The sequence below is a fragment of the Nocardia sp. NPDC051756 genome, from assembly GCF_040681495.1.
Lineage (GTDB): Bacteria > Actinomycetota > Actinomycetes > Mycobacteriales > Mycobacteriaceae > Nocardia.
In genome coordinates this window covers 133437-148909 of the sequence record NZ_JBFAYV010000008.1, presented here as the reverse complement: position 1 = coordinate 148909, position 15473 = coordinate 133437, and the positions used below count along the sequence as shown (strand labels likewise).

General features: G+C 67.1%; 18 protein-coding genes. 10 read left to right on the top strand and 8 right to left on the bottom strand.

The annotated features are described in order from the left end of the window. Window position 1 precedes the first annotated feature (1 nt). The 5 genes from AB0M22_RS33455 to AB0M22_RS33435 are packed head-to-tail and all read left to right on the top strand — an operon-like array spanning window position 2 to window position 5223. A complete protein-coding gene (locus tag AB0M22_RS33455; RefSeq protein WP_364735442.1) occupies window positions 2–1744 on the top strand; it encodes an HAD-IIIC family phosphatase in 1743 nt (580 codons plus the stop codon). Beyond that, window positions 1734–1982, top strand: coding sequence for an acyl carrier protein (locus AB0M22_RS33450; protein ID WP_364735440.1), 249 nt, complete (start codon window positions 1734–1736; stop codon window positions 1980–1982). Before AB0M22_RS33455 ends, AB0M22_RS33450 begins: the two co-directional genes overlap by 11 nt. Further along, entirely contained in the window at window positions 1979–3526 is a 1548-nt protein-coding gene (locus AB0M22_RS33445) for an SDR family NAD(P)-dependent oxidoreductase (protein WP_364735438.1), read from the top strand. The genes AB0M22_RS33450 and AB0M22_RS33445 overlap by 4 nt, the downstream gene beginning before the upstream one ends. Continuing rightward, window positions 3489–4448 carry an ABC transporter ATP-binding protein gene (locus AB0M22_RS33440; protein ID WP_364735436.1) on the top strand — a complete coding sequence of 320 codons (960 nt, stop codon included), beginning with the start codon at window positions 3489–3491 and terminating at the stop codon, window positions 4446–4448. Before AB0M22_RS33445 ends, AB0M22_RS33440 begins: the two co-directional genes overlap by 38 nt. Beyond that, on the top strand, window positions 4435–5223 hold the full coding sequence (locus AB0M22_RS33435; RefSeq protein WP_364735434.1) for an ABC transporter permease: 789 nt from the start codon (window positions 4435–4437) through the stop codon (window positions 5221–5223). The genes AB0M22_RS33440 and AB0M22_RS33435 overlap by 14 nt, the downstream gene beginning before the upstream one ends. Window positions 5224–5228: 5 nt before the next feature. Here the strand turns inward: AB0M22_RS33435 and AB0M22_RS33430 are convergent, their stop codons facing one another. After that, complete coding sequence (locus AB0M22_RS33430) at window positions 5229–5729, bottom strand: hypothetical protein (RefSeq protein ID WP_364735432.1); 501 nt, start codon at window positions 5727–5729, stop codon at window positions 5229–5231. Window positions 5730–5963: 234 nt separating this feature from the next. On the opposite strand from AB0M22_RS33430, the gene AB0M22_RS33425 reads away from it, so the two are divergent. Next, entirely contained in the window at window positions 5964–6359 is a 396-nt protein-coding gene (locus AB0M22_RS33425) for a nuclear transport factor 2 family protein (protein WP_364735430.1), read from the top strand. Between the two features lie 110 nt (window positions 6360–6469). Here the strand turns inward: AB0M22_RS33425 and AB0M22_RS33420 are convergent, their stop codons facing one another. The 3 genes from AB0M22_RS33420 to AB0M22_RS33410 all read right to left on the bottom strand — a co-directional run bounded on the left by AB0M22_RS33420 (window position 6470) and on the right by AB0M22_RS33410 (window position 8227). Further along, the gene (locus AB0M22_RS33420) at window positions 6470–6598 is read right to left on the bottom strand and encodes a hypothetical protein (protein WP_364735428.1); all 129 of its coding nucleotides are present in this window, start codon (window positions 6596–6598) and stop codon (window positions 6470–6472) included. 187 nt (window positions 6599–6785) lie between these two features. Then, on the bottom strand, window positions 6786–7226 hold the full coding sequence (locus tag AB0M22_RS33415; protein ID WP_364735426.1) for a nuclear transport factor 2 family protein: 441 nt from the start codon (window positions 7224–7226) through the stop codon (window positions 6786–6788). A 161-nt stretch (window positions 7227–7387) separates the two neighbouring features. Then, a complete protein-coding gene (locus tag AB0M22_RS33410) occupies window positions 7388–8227 on the bottom strand; it encodes a helix-turn-helix transcriptional regulator (RefSeq protein ID WP_364735424.1) in 840 nt (279 codons plus the stop codon). Between the two features lie 102 nt (window positions 8228–8329). On the opposite strand from AB0M22_RS33410, the gene AB0M22_RS33405 reads away from it, so the two are divergent. Beyond that, entirely contained in the window at window positions 8330–9046 is a 717-nt protein-coding gene (locus AB0M22_RS33405) for an SDR family NAD(P)-dependent oxidoreductase (RefSeq protein ID WP_364735422.1), read from the top strand. Window positions 9047–9059: 13 nt separating this feature from the next. Here the strand turns inward: AB0M22_RS33405 and AB0M22_RS33400 are convergent, their stop codons facing one another. Next, the gene (locus AB0M22_RS33400) at window positions 9060–9605 is read right to left on the bottom strand and encodes a MepB family protein (protein WP_364735420.1); all 546 of its coding nucleotides are present in this window, start codon (window positions 9603–9605) and stop codon (window positions 9060–9062) included. Window positions 9606–9725: 120 nt separating this feature from the next. Between AB0M22_RS33400 and AB0M22_RS33395 the strand changes: the two genes are divergently transcribed. After that, window positions 9726–10592 carry an LLM class flavin-dependent oxidoreductase gene (locus AB0M22_RS33395; RefSeq protein WP_364735418.1) on the top strand — a complete coding sequence of 289 codons (867 nt, stop codon included), beginning with the start codon at window positions 9726–9728 and terminating at the stop codon, window positions 10590–10592. Here AB0M22_RS33395 and AB0M22_RS33390 read toward each other — a convergent pair whose 3' ends face one another. Both AB0M22_RS33390 and AB0M22_RS33385 read right to left on the bottom strand, forming a co-directional pair. Next, window positions 10593–11195: a hypothetical protein gene (locus tag AB0M22_RS33390; protein WP_364735416.1), complete on the bottom strand. Its 603-nt coding sequence runs from the start codon at window positions 11193–11195 to the stop codon at window positions 10593–10595. 141 nt (window positions 11196–11336) lie between these two features. Beyond that, entirely contained in the window at window positions 11337–12764 is a 1428-nt protein-coding gene (locus tag AB0M22_RS33385; protein ID WP_364735414.1) for an FAD-dependent monooxygenase, read from the bottom strand. 66 nt (window positions 12765–12830) lie between these two features. On the opposite strand from AB0M22_RS33385, the gene AB0M22_RS33380 reads away from it, so the two are divergent. After that, window positions 12831–13463: a TetR family transcriptional regulator gene (locus tag AB0M22_RS33380; protein WP_364735412.1), complete on the top strand. Its 633-nt coding sequence runs from the start codon at window positions 12831–12833 to the stop codon at window positions 13461–13463. Window positions 13464–13632: 169 nt separating this feature from the next. Here the strand turns inward: AB0M22_RS33380 and AB0M22_RS33375 are convergent, their stop codons facing one another. Further along, on the bottom strand, window positions 13633–14121 hold the full coding sequence (locus AB0M22_RS33375) for a DinB family protein (RefSeq protein ID WP_364735410.1): 489 nt from the start codon (window positions 14119–14121) through the stop codon (window positions 13633–13635). A 372-nt stretch (window positions 14122–14493) separates the two neighbouring features. Between AB0M22_RS33375 and AB0M22_RS33370 the strand changes: the two genes are divergently transcribed. Further along, window positions 14494–15459, top strand: a complete 966-nt coding sequence (locus AB0M22_RS33370; protein ID WP_364735408.1) for an ADP-ribosylglycohydrolase family protein — start codon at window positions 14494–14496, stop codon at window positions 15457–15459. The last annotated feature ends 14 nt before the right edge of the window (window positions 15460–15473 follow it).

Below are 15473 nucleotides of genomic sequence, written 5' to 3'. Positions count from 1 at the left end.
CATGACAACCGATGTGGCAGTAGAACTTTCCCCCGCCGACGGCTACGTGGCGTGGACGCAGCGCGCGAAAGCGCTGACGCGCGAACCCGGTATGCCCGGGATCGCGGTGCGGATGGCGCTGCTGGCCACCTACACCACGGACTTCCTCGCCGAGCTGCTGCCGCTGGCGGGCGCTCGCGCGGGACTGACCCCGGAACTGCTGGAGTTCCCGTTCGGTCAGGTCGAACAGGTGCTGCTCGCGCCCCAAACGCCGTTCCGTGAAGGCGATTACGTGGTGCTGGCCGGGACGCACCACGACGTCACCGGCACGGTCGACGAAACCGTCAATCGCTGGGTTGGCCTCTGGGACGCGGCCGCGCGTTCCGGTGTCCGGGTCGTGCAGCTCGGTTTCGCGCCGCCCGCCGTGGACGCATACGGTCCGGCCGCTTGGCGGGCACCGCAATCGCTCTCGCATCGGGTCCGCGAGATCAACGCCCGCCTCGCCGAACAAGCCGCGGGCCGAGTGCTTTTCGTCGACGTCGAGCAGCTCGCCGCGCAGGTCGGCCTGCGCCAGTGGGAAGACCCGCGCAGCTGGTACCGCGTGCGCCAGCCGTACGCGCCGGACAGCCTGCCGTGGCTGGCCGCCGCCATCGCGGACACGATCGCCGCCGACCGCGGCCACTCCGCGCGCTGCGTCGTCGTCGACCTCGACGGCACTCTGTGGGGCGGCGTTCTCGGCGACGACGGCATCGACGGCATCCGCGTCGGCACCGGCCTGGACGGCGAGGCGTTCGCCGACTTCCAGCGCTACCTGCGCGCCCTGACCGAGCGCGGCGTGCTGCTCGCGGTGGCCAGCAAGAACGACCGAGATCTCGCCCTGCGCGCCATCGCCGAGGCGCCCGGCATGGTGCTGCGGGTCGAGGACTTCACCTACATCGTCGCCGACTGGCGGCCCAAATCCGAACAGCTCCAGGAGATCTCGGACAAGATCCGGCTCGGCCTGAACAGCTTTGTCTTCGTCGACGACAACCCCGCCGAATGCGCCCAGGTGCTCGCCGCGCATCCCGAGGTGCGCGCGCTGTGCCTGCCCGCCTCGCCGGCCAAGTTCGCCACCGAACTCGCGGCGCTGCCCTGGCTGCATCCCGGCTCGCTGTCCACCGAGGACTTCACCAGGCAGCGCTCCTACCAGGCGCTGGCCGCCGCCGAGCGCACCGCGACGGACAACCTCGACGAATTCCTGGCCGGCCTGGAGATGGTGGCCACGATCGAGCCGATCAACAGCACCACCCTCGACCGGGCCGCGCAGCTGATCGCCAAGACCAACCAGTTCAACCTGACCACCCGCAGGCACACCCAGACCCAGGTCCGGAAGATGGCCGAGGACCCGCAATGGTTCGCCGCCACGCTGCGCCTGCGGGACCGCTTCGCCGACCACGGCATCGTCGGCGTGCTGCTGGCCGAGGACCTCGGCGGCGTCGTCGAGATCGACACCCTGCTGCTCAGCTGCCGGGTCATCGGCCGGAACGCGGAAAACAATCTCCTGGCCGCCACCGCCGAATGGGCGCTGGCACAGGGTAGTTCGCGATTGGTGGGCCGGTATTTCCCGACCGCCCGCAACGCGCTGGTGCGCGACCTGTACCCCGGGCACGGCTTCGCGCTCGAAGCGGAGTCCGAACAGGGGTCGGTATTCGGTTACGACCTTTCGGGCGGCGCACTCGCGCGCAGCCCGCATGTGCGAGAGGCGCAGATGCAACATGGCTACTGATCTGATGGAGCAGCTGCTCGAGCTGTTCGCCGAGGTGGTCGGTGAGCCGGCCGCGCACGGCCCCGACACCGTCCGCGGCGACATGGACACCTGGGACTCGCTCGCTCAGGTGCGCCTGGTCTACGCGGTGGAACGCGCCTTCGCGGTGGAACTTCCGGAGAGCACGCTCACCTCCGAACCCTCGCTCGCCGAGATCGCCGCGTCCGTCGCGGCCGCACGGCAGGAGCGGGTGTCATGAACTCACGGGTTTTCCGGGTCACCGATACGGATGTGGCGACCTACGCCGCGGCGGTCGGCGACCGCAATCCGCTGCACGTGGACAACGACTTCGGCCACCGCTCGCCCTACGGCCGGCCGGTCGCGCACGGTGCGCTGGTGGTCACCCTGGCTTTGGCCGCGCTGGCCGAGACGACCGACCCGATGGCGGTGCGCGACATCCGGGCGACGTTCCGGCAGCCCACGATTCCGGGCCGCCGTTACGAGGTGGACTGGACCGTGTCGGAGAGCGAGGCCCGCGGGCGGGTCAGCTTCGGCGGGATCGAGGTGGTCGGCATCCGGTGCCGGCTCGGCTCGGTGCTGCCGTGGTGCGGTCCCGCCGCCGAGGATCAGCCGCGGCGGGATGCGCCCCGGGTGCTCGGATTGGCCGATCTGGCGGGGGATTCCGCGCAGGCACCCGGTCAGGAGAGTGGGTCGTATTCGGTGGATTATCCGTTGATCGCGGGGTTGGTGTCCCGGGTCATTGGCGGACGAGTTCCGGAACATGTTGCGGCAGTGCTGGGTTGGGCGAGCTACTGGACCGGGATGTGCACACCCGGCCGGGATGCGTTGCTCGTCGCGTGCACGGTTGTATTGCACGGATCCGGTTCCGGTGCAGTCGAATTCGAAACGAACGAGCCTGAGGTCGACAGGCGGTCCGGCCTTGTCACCTTGCGCGCCGGTATGCGCTGCGGGGCCAGCGCCGACGTCACCGTGCAGAGTTTGATCAGAGAGTCGGTGCCCGGGCCGGATCCGGCGGAACTGGCTGCGATCCTGCCGCCCTCGGAGGCGCTGGCCGGACGCACCATCCTGGTCGTCGGCGGTAGCCGCGGTTTAGGTGCCGCGGTCTCACTGGGTTTGGCGAGTCAGGGCGCGCGCGTGCTGGTGAGCTGCACCCGCGCACCCGAGGTACTGGCCGCCGCCTCGCATGCTTACCGGGACCGATTGTGGCCGGTACTCGCCGACGCCAGCGACGGCTGGGCCTTGGGCGCGGCGCTCCCGGAAGGCCCCCTGGATGGCGTGGTTCTCCTTGCCGCACCGGCGATTCCGACGCTGCCGCTGGCGCCGGACGCGGTCGAGACCGCCGCGCAGTTCATGGCGGCGAGCACCCGGCTGGTGTTCGCCCCGCTGTCGGTGTGCGTGCCGCGGCTGCGCAAAGGCGCGACGGTCGTGATGATCTCGTCCGAGGCGGTGCTCGCGCCGCCGCGCTGGTGGCCGCACTACGCGGCGGCCAAGGCGGCGGTCGAGGGTCTCGCGGAATACGTTGCGCGACACCATCCCTGGAACGTCGTGGTGGTCCGCCCGCCGCGGCTCTGGACCGACCTGACGAACACGCCGGGCGGACGTGCCGTGAGCAACCCCATCGCGCCGGTCGCCGCCGACATCGTCAACGCGTTCTCCGCGCAAGACGTTGTCGCCGGGGAAGTTTCGGTGCTCGGCGCCGCCGGCTGGGGCGCCCCATGGCCAATTCTGAGTGAGGAGGTGCGGGATGCTGGAGATCGCCGACCTGAACAAGTCGTACGGTAAGAAACAGGTCCTCACCGGGATCGATCTGATCGTGCAGCCGGGCGAGATCGTCGGGCTGCTCGGCCCCAACGGCGCGGGCAAGACCACCACGGCCTCGATCGTGTCCGGCCTCACCGCCGCCGATTCCGGCACGGTGCGCATCGACGGCATCGACATCCGGAGCAACCCCCGCCAGGCCCGGCGCAAGCTCGGTCTCGCGCCGCAGGAACTCGGCGTATATCCGACGCTCACGGCGGAAGAGAACCTGATCTTCTTCGGCCGGCTCATGGGCGTCGGGCGCAAGGACCTGACCGCGCGCATCGCCGAGGTCGGCGAGCGGCTCGGGGTCACGCCCTTCCTGAAGACGCGGGCGCATCAGCTCTCCGGTGGTCAGCAGCGCAGGCTGCACACCGCGATGGCGTTGCTGCACGAGCCGGACGTGCTCTGGCTCGACGAGCCGACGGTCGGCGCGGACGTTTCGGCGCGGCAGGACCTGCTCGTCGAGGTGCGCAATCTGGCCGATCAGGGTGCTTCCGTCGTCTACGCGACGCACTATCTGCCCGAACTCGAAGTGCTCGACGCGCGCGTGGTCGTCCTGCATCAAGGCCAGATCCTGGCACAGGGGAGTGCCACGGATCTGGTCGAGCAGTACGCGCAATCCGCGGTGAGCCTGGAGTTCTCCGCGGCCATCCCGACGAGCCTCGGCGGCTTCCTCGCCGCGCCGGGCGCCGTGGTGCTGGAGTCGAAGCGATTGAACATCCCGACCAACGCGCCGGGACAGCTGCTCGCGCAACTGTTCGCCACCTTGGACACCGATACCGACCAGCTGCTGGCCGCGGAGATCCATCACCCGAACCTGGAGAACGCGTACTTGGCGATCATGCGCGCGGCGCAGGACGCGGACGAGCCGCCCGTGGAAGGGATCCGAGATGCTGTTGCATGACTCTGCTGTCGATCGAGTACGCGCGTTGTCCTGGGCGGACCTGCGCCGCATCCGCTCCGACCCGGCCCAGCTCATCGTGATGATGGTGCTGCCGATCGGCATGATGGCGTTCCTGACCCCGGCCAACCGGGCGCAGTTGCGGCTGACCGGATACTTCAATGCCACGGGCATCGAACAGTCCGGGCCGGGCACGATCGTGCTGTTCGCGTTCTTCATCACGACCCTGCTCGGTGCCTCGTTCTTCCGCGAACACGAGTGGGGGACCTGGGATCGGCTGCGTGCCGCGCCGGTGCGGGCGGTCGAGGTGATCATCGGGAAGTCGTTCCCGTCGGTGCTGTTCTCGGTGTTCCAGCTGACCTTCCTGTGGGTGGTCGCGTTCACGCTGTGGGACCTGCACAGCAAGGGCTCGACCTGGCTGCTGGTTCCGCTTACCGCGTCGCTCGCCGTCGCCACCTGGGGATTCGGCATCGCGCTGGTCTCGTTGTGCCGCAGCATCGATCAGCTGGCGATCATGGCGCAGGTGGGTTCGCTGGCCATCGGCGGACTCGCGGGCACCATCACCCCGCGCGACACGCTGCCCGCCTGGGCGCGCGCGTTGTCGCCGTACACGCCGCAGTACTGGGCGTTGAAGGGATATCAGGACGTCATCCTGCACGGCGCCGGGTTCGGCGACATTGTCAAGCCGTGCCTGATCCTGATCGCCGTCGGCGTGGCGGGCGGACTGGTCGCGCTGTTCAAGTTCCGGCTCAATCACACCAAGATCGGCCGGAGCTGACGTCGTTACTCGATCGGCTGGGTGATCGCGTTGTGCTCGTCGTTGATCAGGTGGAACGCGGAGGCCAAGTCGTCGAGCGCGGTCTGCCAGAGCGATTCGGTGCCGTCGCCGTGCGGGTTGCCGCTGCTGAGTGAGAGCAGCACCTGCGCGGCCTCGGCGGCGCGGGCCGCGGCGTCGAGCAGCACCGGGGCCTGGTCCGAGGTGTCGCGCGGGGCCAATGCGTCGATCCGGTTGTGTAGCCAGTGCGCGTCGAAATGGGCCTGTTCGGTGGCGTTTTCGCCGGCCAGCGCGGGCTGGGTGCTGGCCGCGGTCCAGCGGCGGGCCAGCTCGTTCTGATCCGGCGCGTTGGTCACCGCGCTGCGCAGTTCGCTGCTGAACACCCGCTGCAACAACGCCGCCAGCTTGGCGCGTTCGACCGCGGTGTCGTGGGGCGCGGGGGCATCGGCGTCGCCCGGGTCGATATGCAGCACCGCGAGAATTGCCCTCAGTTGCGCGATCGTGGCCACTCAACCCCTGCCTTGTCATGACTCGCCGAGCCGCTCTCGGCTACCACCCGACCCCCGGTACCCCGAACGATTAACTAAATGATAGCCGCACGGTGTCATCGCGGCACCGCAAACGCCGCGCGAATCGCGCGCGCATGGGCTGCTGCGCAACCGATCTCGCCGTCGAACCGTGGTTGAACATCGAACCTTTCGCCCCCTCTGTCCGAATTAGAAGGATCGCTCTAATGTGGTGGTATGAGCAATCGAGATGTGGTGGAGAAGTTCTATCTGGCGACCCAGGCCGGCGACGGGGCGGCGATCGTCGAGCTGTTGCACCCGCGCTTTGCCGCTCGGGTGGCGCCCGGGATGCCCAGCGTCACCGAGACCGCGCCGGATAGTCCGGCGGCCGCGCTGGCCGCGGTGTGGGGTCCGGTGTTCCGGGACTTCGAGATCGCGCCGTACGCCGAGGACTGGTTCGACGCGCAGGACGGCGCGGTGATCGTCACCGGGCACTATCGCGGCACCGCCCGGTCGACGGGCAAGGCGGTGCAGGCCGAATTCGCCCACGTCTGGCGGGTTTTCGACGGAAAACTCAGCGCGCTGCACCAGTACACGGACACCTGGTGCTGGCGGGACGCACTGGCGGGTTGATACGTGCCCATCGTGACCTCATTCCGAAACGTCGATGCCTTCACATCTAAGTTCGGTTTGCTGCCCCGTCTGGATTGTCGGCACGCCGAAGCAATATCGGAACGGGTAGGTCAGGGGCGGGTGTAAGTCGACGCGACCATGTCCAGGACCAGATCCTGGAGTAGTCGGCGGGTCGTGTGCGCCTGCTCGATCAACGGCTCCGACGCGCCGTCTTCGGCCAGGTCGACGAGCTGATTCATCAGATGACACACGGCAACCAGCCGTCGTACGGCTTGCCGCCGCTCACCACATGTGAGGTCGGTACGCATAGTGTCCCAATCGCGCCACGCCCGGCAATCGTTTCGTGTCGCCACGCCGACGCGATGCGTCGCGCGTAACGCGTTGGCCGGGTTCGTTTTCCACACCGCGCGGTTCGGATTGTGGCCGTTACGGTGTCAGATCCAGTACGGACGTGCCATTCGTGAAGTCGGTCGGCACCGACGTGTGGTCGTGCACGATGAGCCACTGGTCGTCGCGTTTCTGGAAGCAGGCCGTCCAGCGGAGCCAGATGTCGGCGTCCTGGCCGTCGACCGTCGTGCCCATCATGTGGTTGAGGCTGCGGCTGAACGCGATGTCGGCGCCGAGGGTGATGTCCAGTTCGCGGATCTCGAAGTAGATGGGGCCGGAGAAATTCGCGAACGTCTCCTCCCACGGCTTCCGATACGTGTCCGTCCCGATGTATTGCAGGGGCGGAGCGATGTCGAACGACACCGTATCCGCCGCATGGATCGCCATCGCGGCATCTACGTCGCGCCGGCGGAACGCCTCCACCCATTTATCGATCAGTCCCCGGATCTCCGCCTCATCGGGCGTCGTCGTAGGAGTCATCGTCCACCTCGAGCTTCCCCCACGGCCACCCCGACGACCAGCAGGTAGGTTGTTCGACTTCTCCCTCACCCTGCCAGAGGGCACCGACAGGTTCGGTCGAGTGATCGCTACCCGGGTTTCCAGAATGTGCGGTGGTCACGGGGGTGCGACGATCGGTTTCGCTACCCGGTCAAGGATTGCGTGCCGAGGACGGTGAGTAGTGCGAGACGTTCGGCGTCCTCGGTGCCCGGCTCGGCCGTGTAGATCATGATGCGCAGGTCGCTGCCTGCGACCGTGAGTACGTCGCAATCCATCGTGAGCGGACCTACTCGTGGATGGTCGATCGTCTTCTGTGCGGCCTCGCGGCGGCCGACCGCGCCGGAATCCCATAGCTCGACGAAGCGGGTGCTGTTGGCGCGCAGGTCTGCGATGAGCTTGCGCAGGCGTTGGTCGGCCGGATATTGGGCGGCGGCGGTGCGCAGATCGGAGACCAGGGAGATTTCGTGTGCGAGCGTGGCCTCGGGCGTGCGGCGGGTGGGGATGCCGGGGCCGGCGAAATGCCGCCACGCACCGTTGCGGTTCGGGTCGGTGCGTGCGGGTGGTTCGCCCATCAATGCCGCATAGGGTTGGTTGAATTGCAGCAACGTCCAGGCGGCGTCGTAGACCGCGACGGGCGTTGCGGTCAGCCGGTCGAGCACCCGCTGCACGCTGGCGGTGACGTAGGTGGGCACGGTGTCCGGGTCCGGCAGGGCCAACCCGGCCAGCCGGAAAAGAAGCGTGCGTTCGACCGCGGACAAGCGCAATGCCCTGGCCAGCGCCTCGACCACCTGCGTCGACGGGTTGGACGCGCGGCCTTGCTCGAGCCGCGTGACGTAGTCGACGGAGATACCCGCCAACATCGCCAGTTCCTCTCGGCGGAGTCCCGGCGCGCGCCGTTGCCCACCGGCGGACAGCCCGGCGGCCTCGGGTGCGACCCGGTCGCGCCAGAGCCGCACCGCCTTCCCGAATTCCGCTGTTGCCATGTTTCTCAGTCTGCCCGCGTGGCGGCCGGCGTGCCTGGTATCAGCAGTCCCAGGAAGCTCAGGCGACTGGTTGACCGGGCGGATCGGCGCGAGTCTGGAGTCATGACAACGACATTGATCACCGGAGCGAACAAGGGGCTCGGATTCGAGACTGCCCGCCGGCTCGTCGCGGCAGGGCACACCGTCTACCTCGGCAGTCGGGATGCAGAACGCGGCCGCCGGGCCGCGGAACAGGTGGGCGCACGGGCGGTGGTCATCGACGTGACCGATGACGCGTCCGTCGCAGCGGCCGTGCAGACCATCGACGCCGACGGCGGGCTGGATGTGCTGATCAACAACGCGGGCATTTCCGGTATCGAAGCGCAGTCTCGGGACAGCGCGGAGATCGGCGCCGGGGTGGTGACCGCCGACATGATGCGGACGGTGTTCGAGACGAACGTCTTCGGTGTGGTCCGGGTGACGCATGCGTTTCTGCCGCTGTTGGAGCGATCTGCCGCGGCGGTTGTGGTCAACGTGAGCAGTGGCTTGGCGTCACTGGCGAACGTCGCCACACCGGGTGCGCCCGGCTACTTCTATCCGGGTGTCGCGTATCCCGCGTCGAAAGCCGCGGTCAATATGGTCACCGTGCAGTACGCCAAAGCGTTTCCGGGTATGCGGATCAACGCGGTGGAGCCCGGCTACACCGCGACGGATCTGAACGAGCACAGAGGGACTCAGACCGTCGAGCAGGGTGCCGAGATCATCGTTCGGATGGCGCAGGTGCAACCGGACGGTCCGACCGGAGGTTACTTCGATGCCTCCGGAACTTTGCCCTGGTAGTACGCCGAATATCTTACTGGCGGTACAGCATTCGGGCGCGATCGGTATCTGTCGGCTGGACGGGTAGGAAGTGGTCCAGCTGCCAGGCCTGCGAATTGGTGGCCTGACGGTTCGTGGTTTCCACCCACGGCGGGTACACGCGGAACCCTCGCTTCCCGCCTGCACCATCCACCGATAGGACGCCGCGCGCGCGAAGCATGTCAGCGGGAAATACGAACTGGCCCAAACGATCCCCGTCGCGCGTACTGATGACGAAGAGATCGACGAGGTCGGTGACATCGAACGGCTGAATGGGTCCGCCCGCCGACCTCTTCCACACCGTGACGAACTGACCGACCTTGGTCGGCGTCGTCTTGGCCGCGCGAAACCGGATCGCGCGGCCATCGACGGTGAACGAGTGAGCGGCGTACGCGGCGCTCTCTGCCTCCGGAACCGGAGCCGAACAGGCGAACCCGCAAGGGTCGTAGACGAGCGTTTTCGCGTCGAGCAGGTCCTCGTCGACGGACCACGAGAGGTCCGCGCATCGAAGGTCGGTCGAGTGCTCGCCGCTGGTAGTCACCCGCTCACCCTGTCACGGCCCACCGACAGACTCGGGTTCAGACACTACCGGTAGATGAGTACCGTTGCCGCAGAATTCATTCCGCTTGCCTGAGGTGGTCGGACCCCGCAGTATTCCGGTATGCGATTCTCGATCAACATTCCGAACTTCGGGGACTTCGCCGACGCCCGGACGGTGGCCATGGCCGCCCAGGCGGCGGAGGAAGCAGGCTGGGACGCGCTTTTCATCTGGGATCACGTGGTCCTCGACAAGAAAGAACGTCGAGGTCAACCCTTCGGTGACCCTTGGATGCTGCTGACCGCGGCCGCCTTGGCGACCTCCCGCCTGAAGCTCGGCACCCTGGTCACCCCGGTGGCCCGCCGCCGCCCCGAACAGCTCGCCCGCCAGGTCGCCACCTTGGACGCGCTCAGCGGCGGCAGAGTCATCTTCAGCGCCGGACTGGGCGGACCGATCGCGGACGAATTCGGCAGCTTCGGCGAACTGACCGACCCCGTCCTGCTCGCCGAGCGCCTCGACGAGGGCCTGGACCTGTTGCAGCGCTACTGGTCCGGCAACCCGGTCGACCACGACGGCAAGCACTACCAGGTCCGCGACGTCACCCTGCTCCCCGCCTCGACCCAACGCCCCCGCCCGCCGGTCTGGATCGCCGGCTTCTGGCCCCACCGCCGCCCCATCCGCCGAGCCGCCCGCTGGGACGGCGTCGTCCCCCTGTTCAGCGCCGGCCACGGCACCCCACCACCCCTGGACGAACTCCGCGACCTCCTCACCTACGTCAAAGAACACCGAAAAGACCCCCACCCCAAACACTTCGAGGTAGTAGTCGGCGGCATTACCCCCGGCGACCCCACCAAAGCCCGCGACCTCATCGCCCCCTACGCCGAAGCCGGCGCCACCTGGTGGGACGAACGCCAACTGATGACCACCGACGCCCTGCACCGCCTCGCCCCCGTAATGCGCCGAATCAACCAGGGCCCACCCACTCTGTAATCAGCGGCGGCGGCGGGGTGGGGAGGTTCGGGCGCCGAGTTCGCCTGCGGCCATGATCAATCCGCCGAGGGCGAAGATGGCGAAGCCGGCGCCGGGGGTGCTTTGGGAGTTGTGCTGGCTGATGCCGATCATCATGACTGCCCAGCCGAAGGCGGCGATCGCGCCGCCGATCCACAGGCACGCCTTGGTCCAGCCCGGGGCTCCGGAGATGTCGTCGGGTTGTGGGGCGTAGTAGTCGTAGGTGCGGATGTCGCCGCCTGCGATGTGGCCGTCGCCGGGGCCGCGGGCCACCGCCCAGCCGTCGCGGCTGGTCGCGGTGTATTTGCCTTGGGCTCGGTCGAGTTGATCGCGGAGGTCGGCCAGTTCGCGTTCGAAACGCTCGTCGGCCGCGGCGGCCCGCTCGATCGCCGCCGCGACCCGCTCGCGCGTGCGGATGCTGTCCGGGTTCTCGGTGAGGTCCTCCACCGGGCCGCGACCGAGTCGGCGCGTGACCGTCGCGGAGAGGGCATTCAGGCCCTGATCCAGCGACCGGTCCGCCCATCTACTTCCGGCTCCCCCTATCGTCGCGGCCAAATACGCGGCGATTACCATTCCGTCGATCATGCCCGTCTCCTTCAGCCACCCGGGGCATTTCAATCATCTAATCGTCGCAGTTATTTCCTTTGTTTCAAGTGTCGCTATCTCGAATTCTTTTGTGAGCACACGTAATTGGCGACCGGCGGGTCTGCTATTGATTAGTGGCGCTCAGCCGAACCAGCGAGTGAGGGCAGCTTCGAGTGGTTGTTCGTCGGTGGCGGACCAAGCGATGTACCCGTCGGGGCGGATCAAGACGGTGGGGGTGTCGTCGTCGGCCTTGGCGGTGACGTGGTCGACGCGGTCGGACCAGCGGTCGATCGACCGGGGCGTGTCATCGAGCGAGAGCAGCAGTCCACGACCGGAATGCATCAGCCGACTCACTCGGGTCGGACCGTCCGGGGTGGTCAGGTCGAGGTCGATCATGCGCGGGCCGAGGCCTGCGTAGTGGGTGTCGAGGCCCGACATCATGCCGGAGACAAAGTAATTGGCGTCCGGCAGCCGGAGTAGGTCGGTGAACAGCTCGCGAACGGCGGCGATGTTCTCGTCCTGGGCGGAGTTCATGATCATGCCCTGCGCGCGGGTGGTGCGCAGCACTCGCGCGGCGACCGGATGGCGCTCGACGTGATAGCTGTCGAGCAATCCCTCGGGCGCCCAACCCTGCACCGTCGCAGCGAGTTTCCAGCCCAGGTTGACGGCGTCCTGGACGCCGAGGTTCACGCCTTGACCACCGATCGGCAGGTGGATATGCGCCGCGTCCCCGGCGAAAATCACCCTGCCTTCGCGATAGTGCTCGACCTGCCGGGCGGAATTACTGAATCGCGAGGCCTCGCGCAACGCACCCAACTGTGTCTCCGATCCGTACACCGCCTGCAGTGCCTCGTTGACTTCCGTTGTGGTGATCGGTGTTTCGCGTTCGGGTCGCGTTCCAGCGAGCTTGCCGAAGATGAACCGGTACAGCTCGCCCTCGATGGGATGCAGGGTGGTGAAGAACCCGTTGGCGGTTTTGAGGTATCGGCTGAAATGTTCGGAAGTGGTTGGCACGGTGTCGGATCGGGACGCGAGCGTGATATCCGCGACCACCGATGACATCGTGCCCGCGGTTCCGGGAAAAGGCGCGCCGAGCAGCTTGCGCACCGTGCTGTGCCCACCATCGCACGCGACGAGATAACTGCCACGAATATCCCCGACGGTGACTCCGGCCGAATCCTGTTCGACGGCAGACACTTCGACTCCGCGCAGCACCGGCACGCCCTGGTCGAGCAGGCGTTGTTCGAGGAATGCCTCCAGCCGAGTCTGGGGGATGGCCACCGGATACGGATGGCGAGTCCGCCACGGCCGGCAGTCCAACTCGACCGGAAGCGCAGCGAAATGCCCGCCGAACTCGCCGCGCGGCAGCGACTGGTCGAGCAGCGGATCGAGCATTCCACGCAGGTCGAGCACCTCCGCGGTGCGCGGTTGCAGCCCGCCGGCCCGGGACTGCGCACTAGGGGTGAGCCGCTTCTCCAGCACCACCACCGGCACTCCGGCCAGGGTCAGCTCGTTCGCCAGCATCAACCCGGTCGGACCCGCGCCGACCACGATCACTTCAGTTTCCACGTCACCCTCCAAAAGTAGACTCGATGCAACAATACACTCGATATACTAATGCGCTAGAGTGGAAACATGACCGAACCGACGGGACTGCGCGAACGCAAGAAGGCCCGCATCCGCGAGCAGATCGCGGCCACCGCGATCCGCATGTTCCTCGAATCCGGCTTCGACCAGGTCTCGATCACCGACATCGCCCGCGCCGCCGACGTCTCCCGCCGCACCCTGTTCGCATACTTCGCGACGAAGGAAGACCTTGTCCTGCAACGGTTCGCCGACCACGAAGACGAAGCCGCCAGAACGGTCCGCGCGCGCCGCCCCGATCAACCACCCCTCGACGCACTGCGCGAAGCACACCTGGATGCCCTCCGCCGCCGCGACCCGAACACCGGCCTCAACGACACCCCCGAAATCATGTCCTTCCTCCAATTGATCTTCGGCACAGAAACTCTCGCCGCAAGGTTGATGCGCTACTCCGCCCGCGGAGTCGCGACCTTGGCAGAGGCATTGCACGACAACGGCTTCGACCCGCTGACCGCCCGCCTGCTCGCCGCCCAAATCATCGTGATCTACCGCGAACTCATCCTGATGAACCACGAATCCCTGGTCAAAGGTGAGTCCGCCGCATCCCGCTACCCAGCAGCCGTCCGCGCCACCAACCACGCATTCGACCTCCTACGCGACGGGTTCGAGTCGCATTCCGCGTAGAGCCCGGGGTCGAGGCTCGCTGCGTCCGGCGCCGTCGGGTCGGGCTCCCTGCATATGCGAGCGGCGGCCGGAGCCGATTACGGCGCTGACAGCTCGTTCGGTCGAGCCGAGTCCGGGCCGCCTGCCGATCGGACCGCCCGGATCGCGCCGACGTTGGACCGGGGCTCGATTACGCGGCGGGATGGTCGATCTGTTCGCGGAGGATGTCGCCGTGACCTGCGTGGCGGGCGAATTCTTCGATCATGGCGAGGAGGGTCCAGCGCATGCTTACGGTGCCTTCTCGGGGGTTGTGTTTGGTGTCGTCGAGGTCGAAACGGGCGGCGATTTCGCGGGATCGTTGGCTTGCGCGCTCGAACTCGGCGATCACGTCGGCCACCGATTCGTGGGCGGCGACGGTGAAGGTGCCTTCGTCGCGTTTCGAGTATCCGTCGCATTCGGATTCGTCTAGTCCTGCCCAGAAGCGTTGGAACCAAATGCGTTCCGCTGCGGCGGCGTGTTTGAGCAAGGAGATCGGGGTGGTCAGCGAGGCGACGAGCCTGCGGCGGGCGTCGGTGTCGGAGAGGCCGCGGACGGTCGCGATGAGTGCTGCCCGGTTGTGATCGAGCGTGCTCTCGATGAGCTGTCGCTCGGTGCCGGTGGTGATTCTGTTGGTAGTCATGGACTTTCACTCCATTCTTGCGCTGGTTGAGGACCCTGGACCGGCTGTGTCGGTCGGGGCATGATTGGTTGGTGAGGCTTCAGCTACGGATCTCGAGCCGGGACGTCACATCCAGTGACGGAGACGAACCGGGGGAGGGGAGCATTCGATGTGCTTGCCGCGAAATGCGCACTGAGGGTGGCGATGCGGGCAGATTCACACCGCACCCAAGAGGTCTGCATCGAAGTCGATGCCGCCGAGCCACAGTATTGCACATTGCGCTGAGCGCCGAGGATTGCCGCGTCGGATCGAGGCAGTAGATCGTCTCGGGTGTCATGCCGGACATGGCGGCGGGCGGGCTGACCAGGGGAGTGGCGGTTACGATCGGCTGCGATGCATGTCGACTTGATGTTTGATTCGCTGGACGGGTTGTCTGTGGGGGACTCGCTGGGGCAGCAGTTCCCGATTATGCGGCGGTCGATTCAGGATGTTCGGGTAGGGAATCTTCCGGCGGGGCCGTGGGGGTGGACGGATGACACCGAGATGGCCTGCACGGTGGTTGCTGAGCTGTGTCTTCGTGGGGGGATCGATCAGGATCGGCTTGCTGCTGGTTTTGCGCGGCGGTTCGATCCGGGTCGGGATTATGGGTTCATCGCGGTCGGTACGCTGCGTCGGATTCAGGGTGGTGCGGATTGGCGGGAGGTGGCGGGGGCCGCGTATGACGGGCAGGGGTCCTGTGGGAATGGTGCTGCGATGCGGGTCGCTCCGCTGGGGGCCTATTTCGCCGACGATCCGAAAAAGGTTGTTGCCGAGGCGGTTCGGTCGGCGCAGGTGACGCATATGCATCCCGAAGGGGTGGCAGGTGCGGTGGCCGTGGCGCTCGCGGCAGGTCAGGCTGCGCATGCGCGGCTGACTGGAACTCGGCCGACGCCGACGGAGTTCATCACGACGGTGCTCGATCATCTGGACGATGGTGAGACGAGCGGGCTGATTCGCCGCGCTCGTACTCTGCTCGGCGCGTCCGTCGAACAGGCGGCGGCTGAACTCGGCAACGGATCTCAGGTGACCGCGCAGAATACGGTGCCGTTCACGATGTGGGTCGCGGCAACGCATCTGGCGGACTATCCGTCCGCGATCGCGACATGTATTGCGGCAGATGGTGATATCGATACGACAAGCGCCATCGTCGGCGGTATCGTCGCCGCCTACACCGGCACCGCCGCCGACTCCGGTCCGATCGTCGGCGTCCCGCCCAACTGGCTCGCCGCGCGAGAACCGTTGCCGGACTGGTTCAATCCTGACCGCCGGCCTCGACGCCGTAAGAGTGCGTTCAGACGGTGGTTGTCCGGCGCCTCGTAAGCTGACCCGGGCGC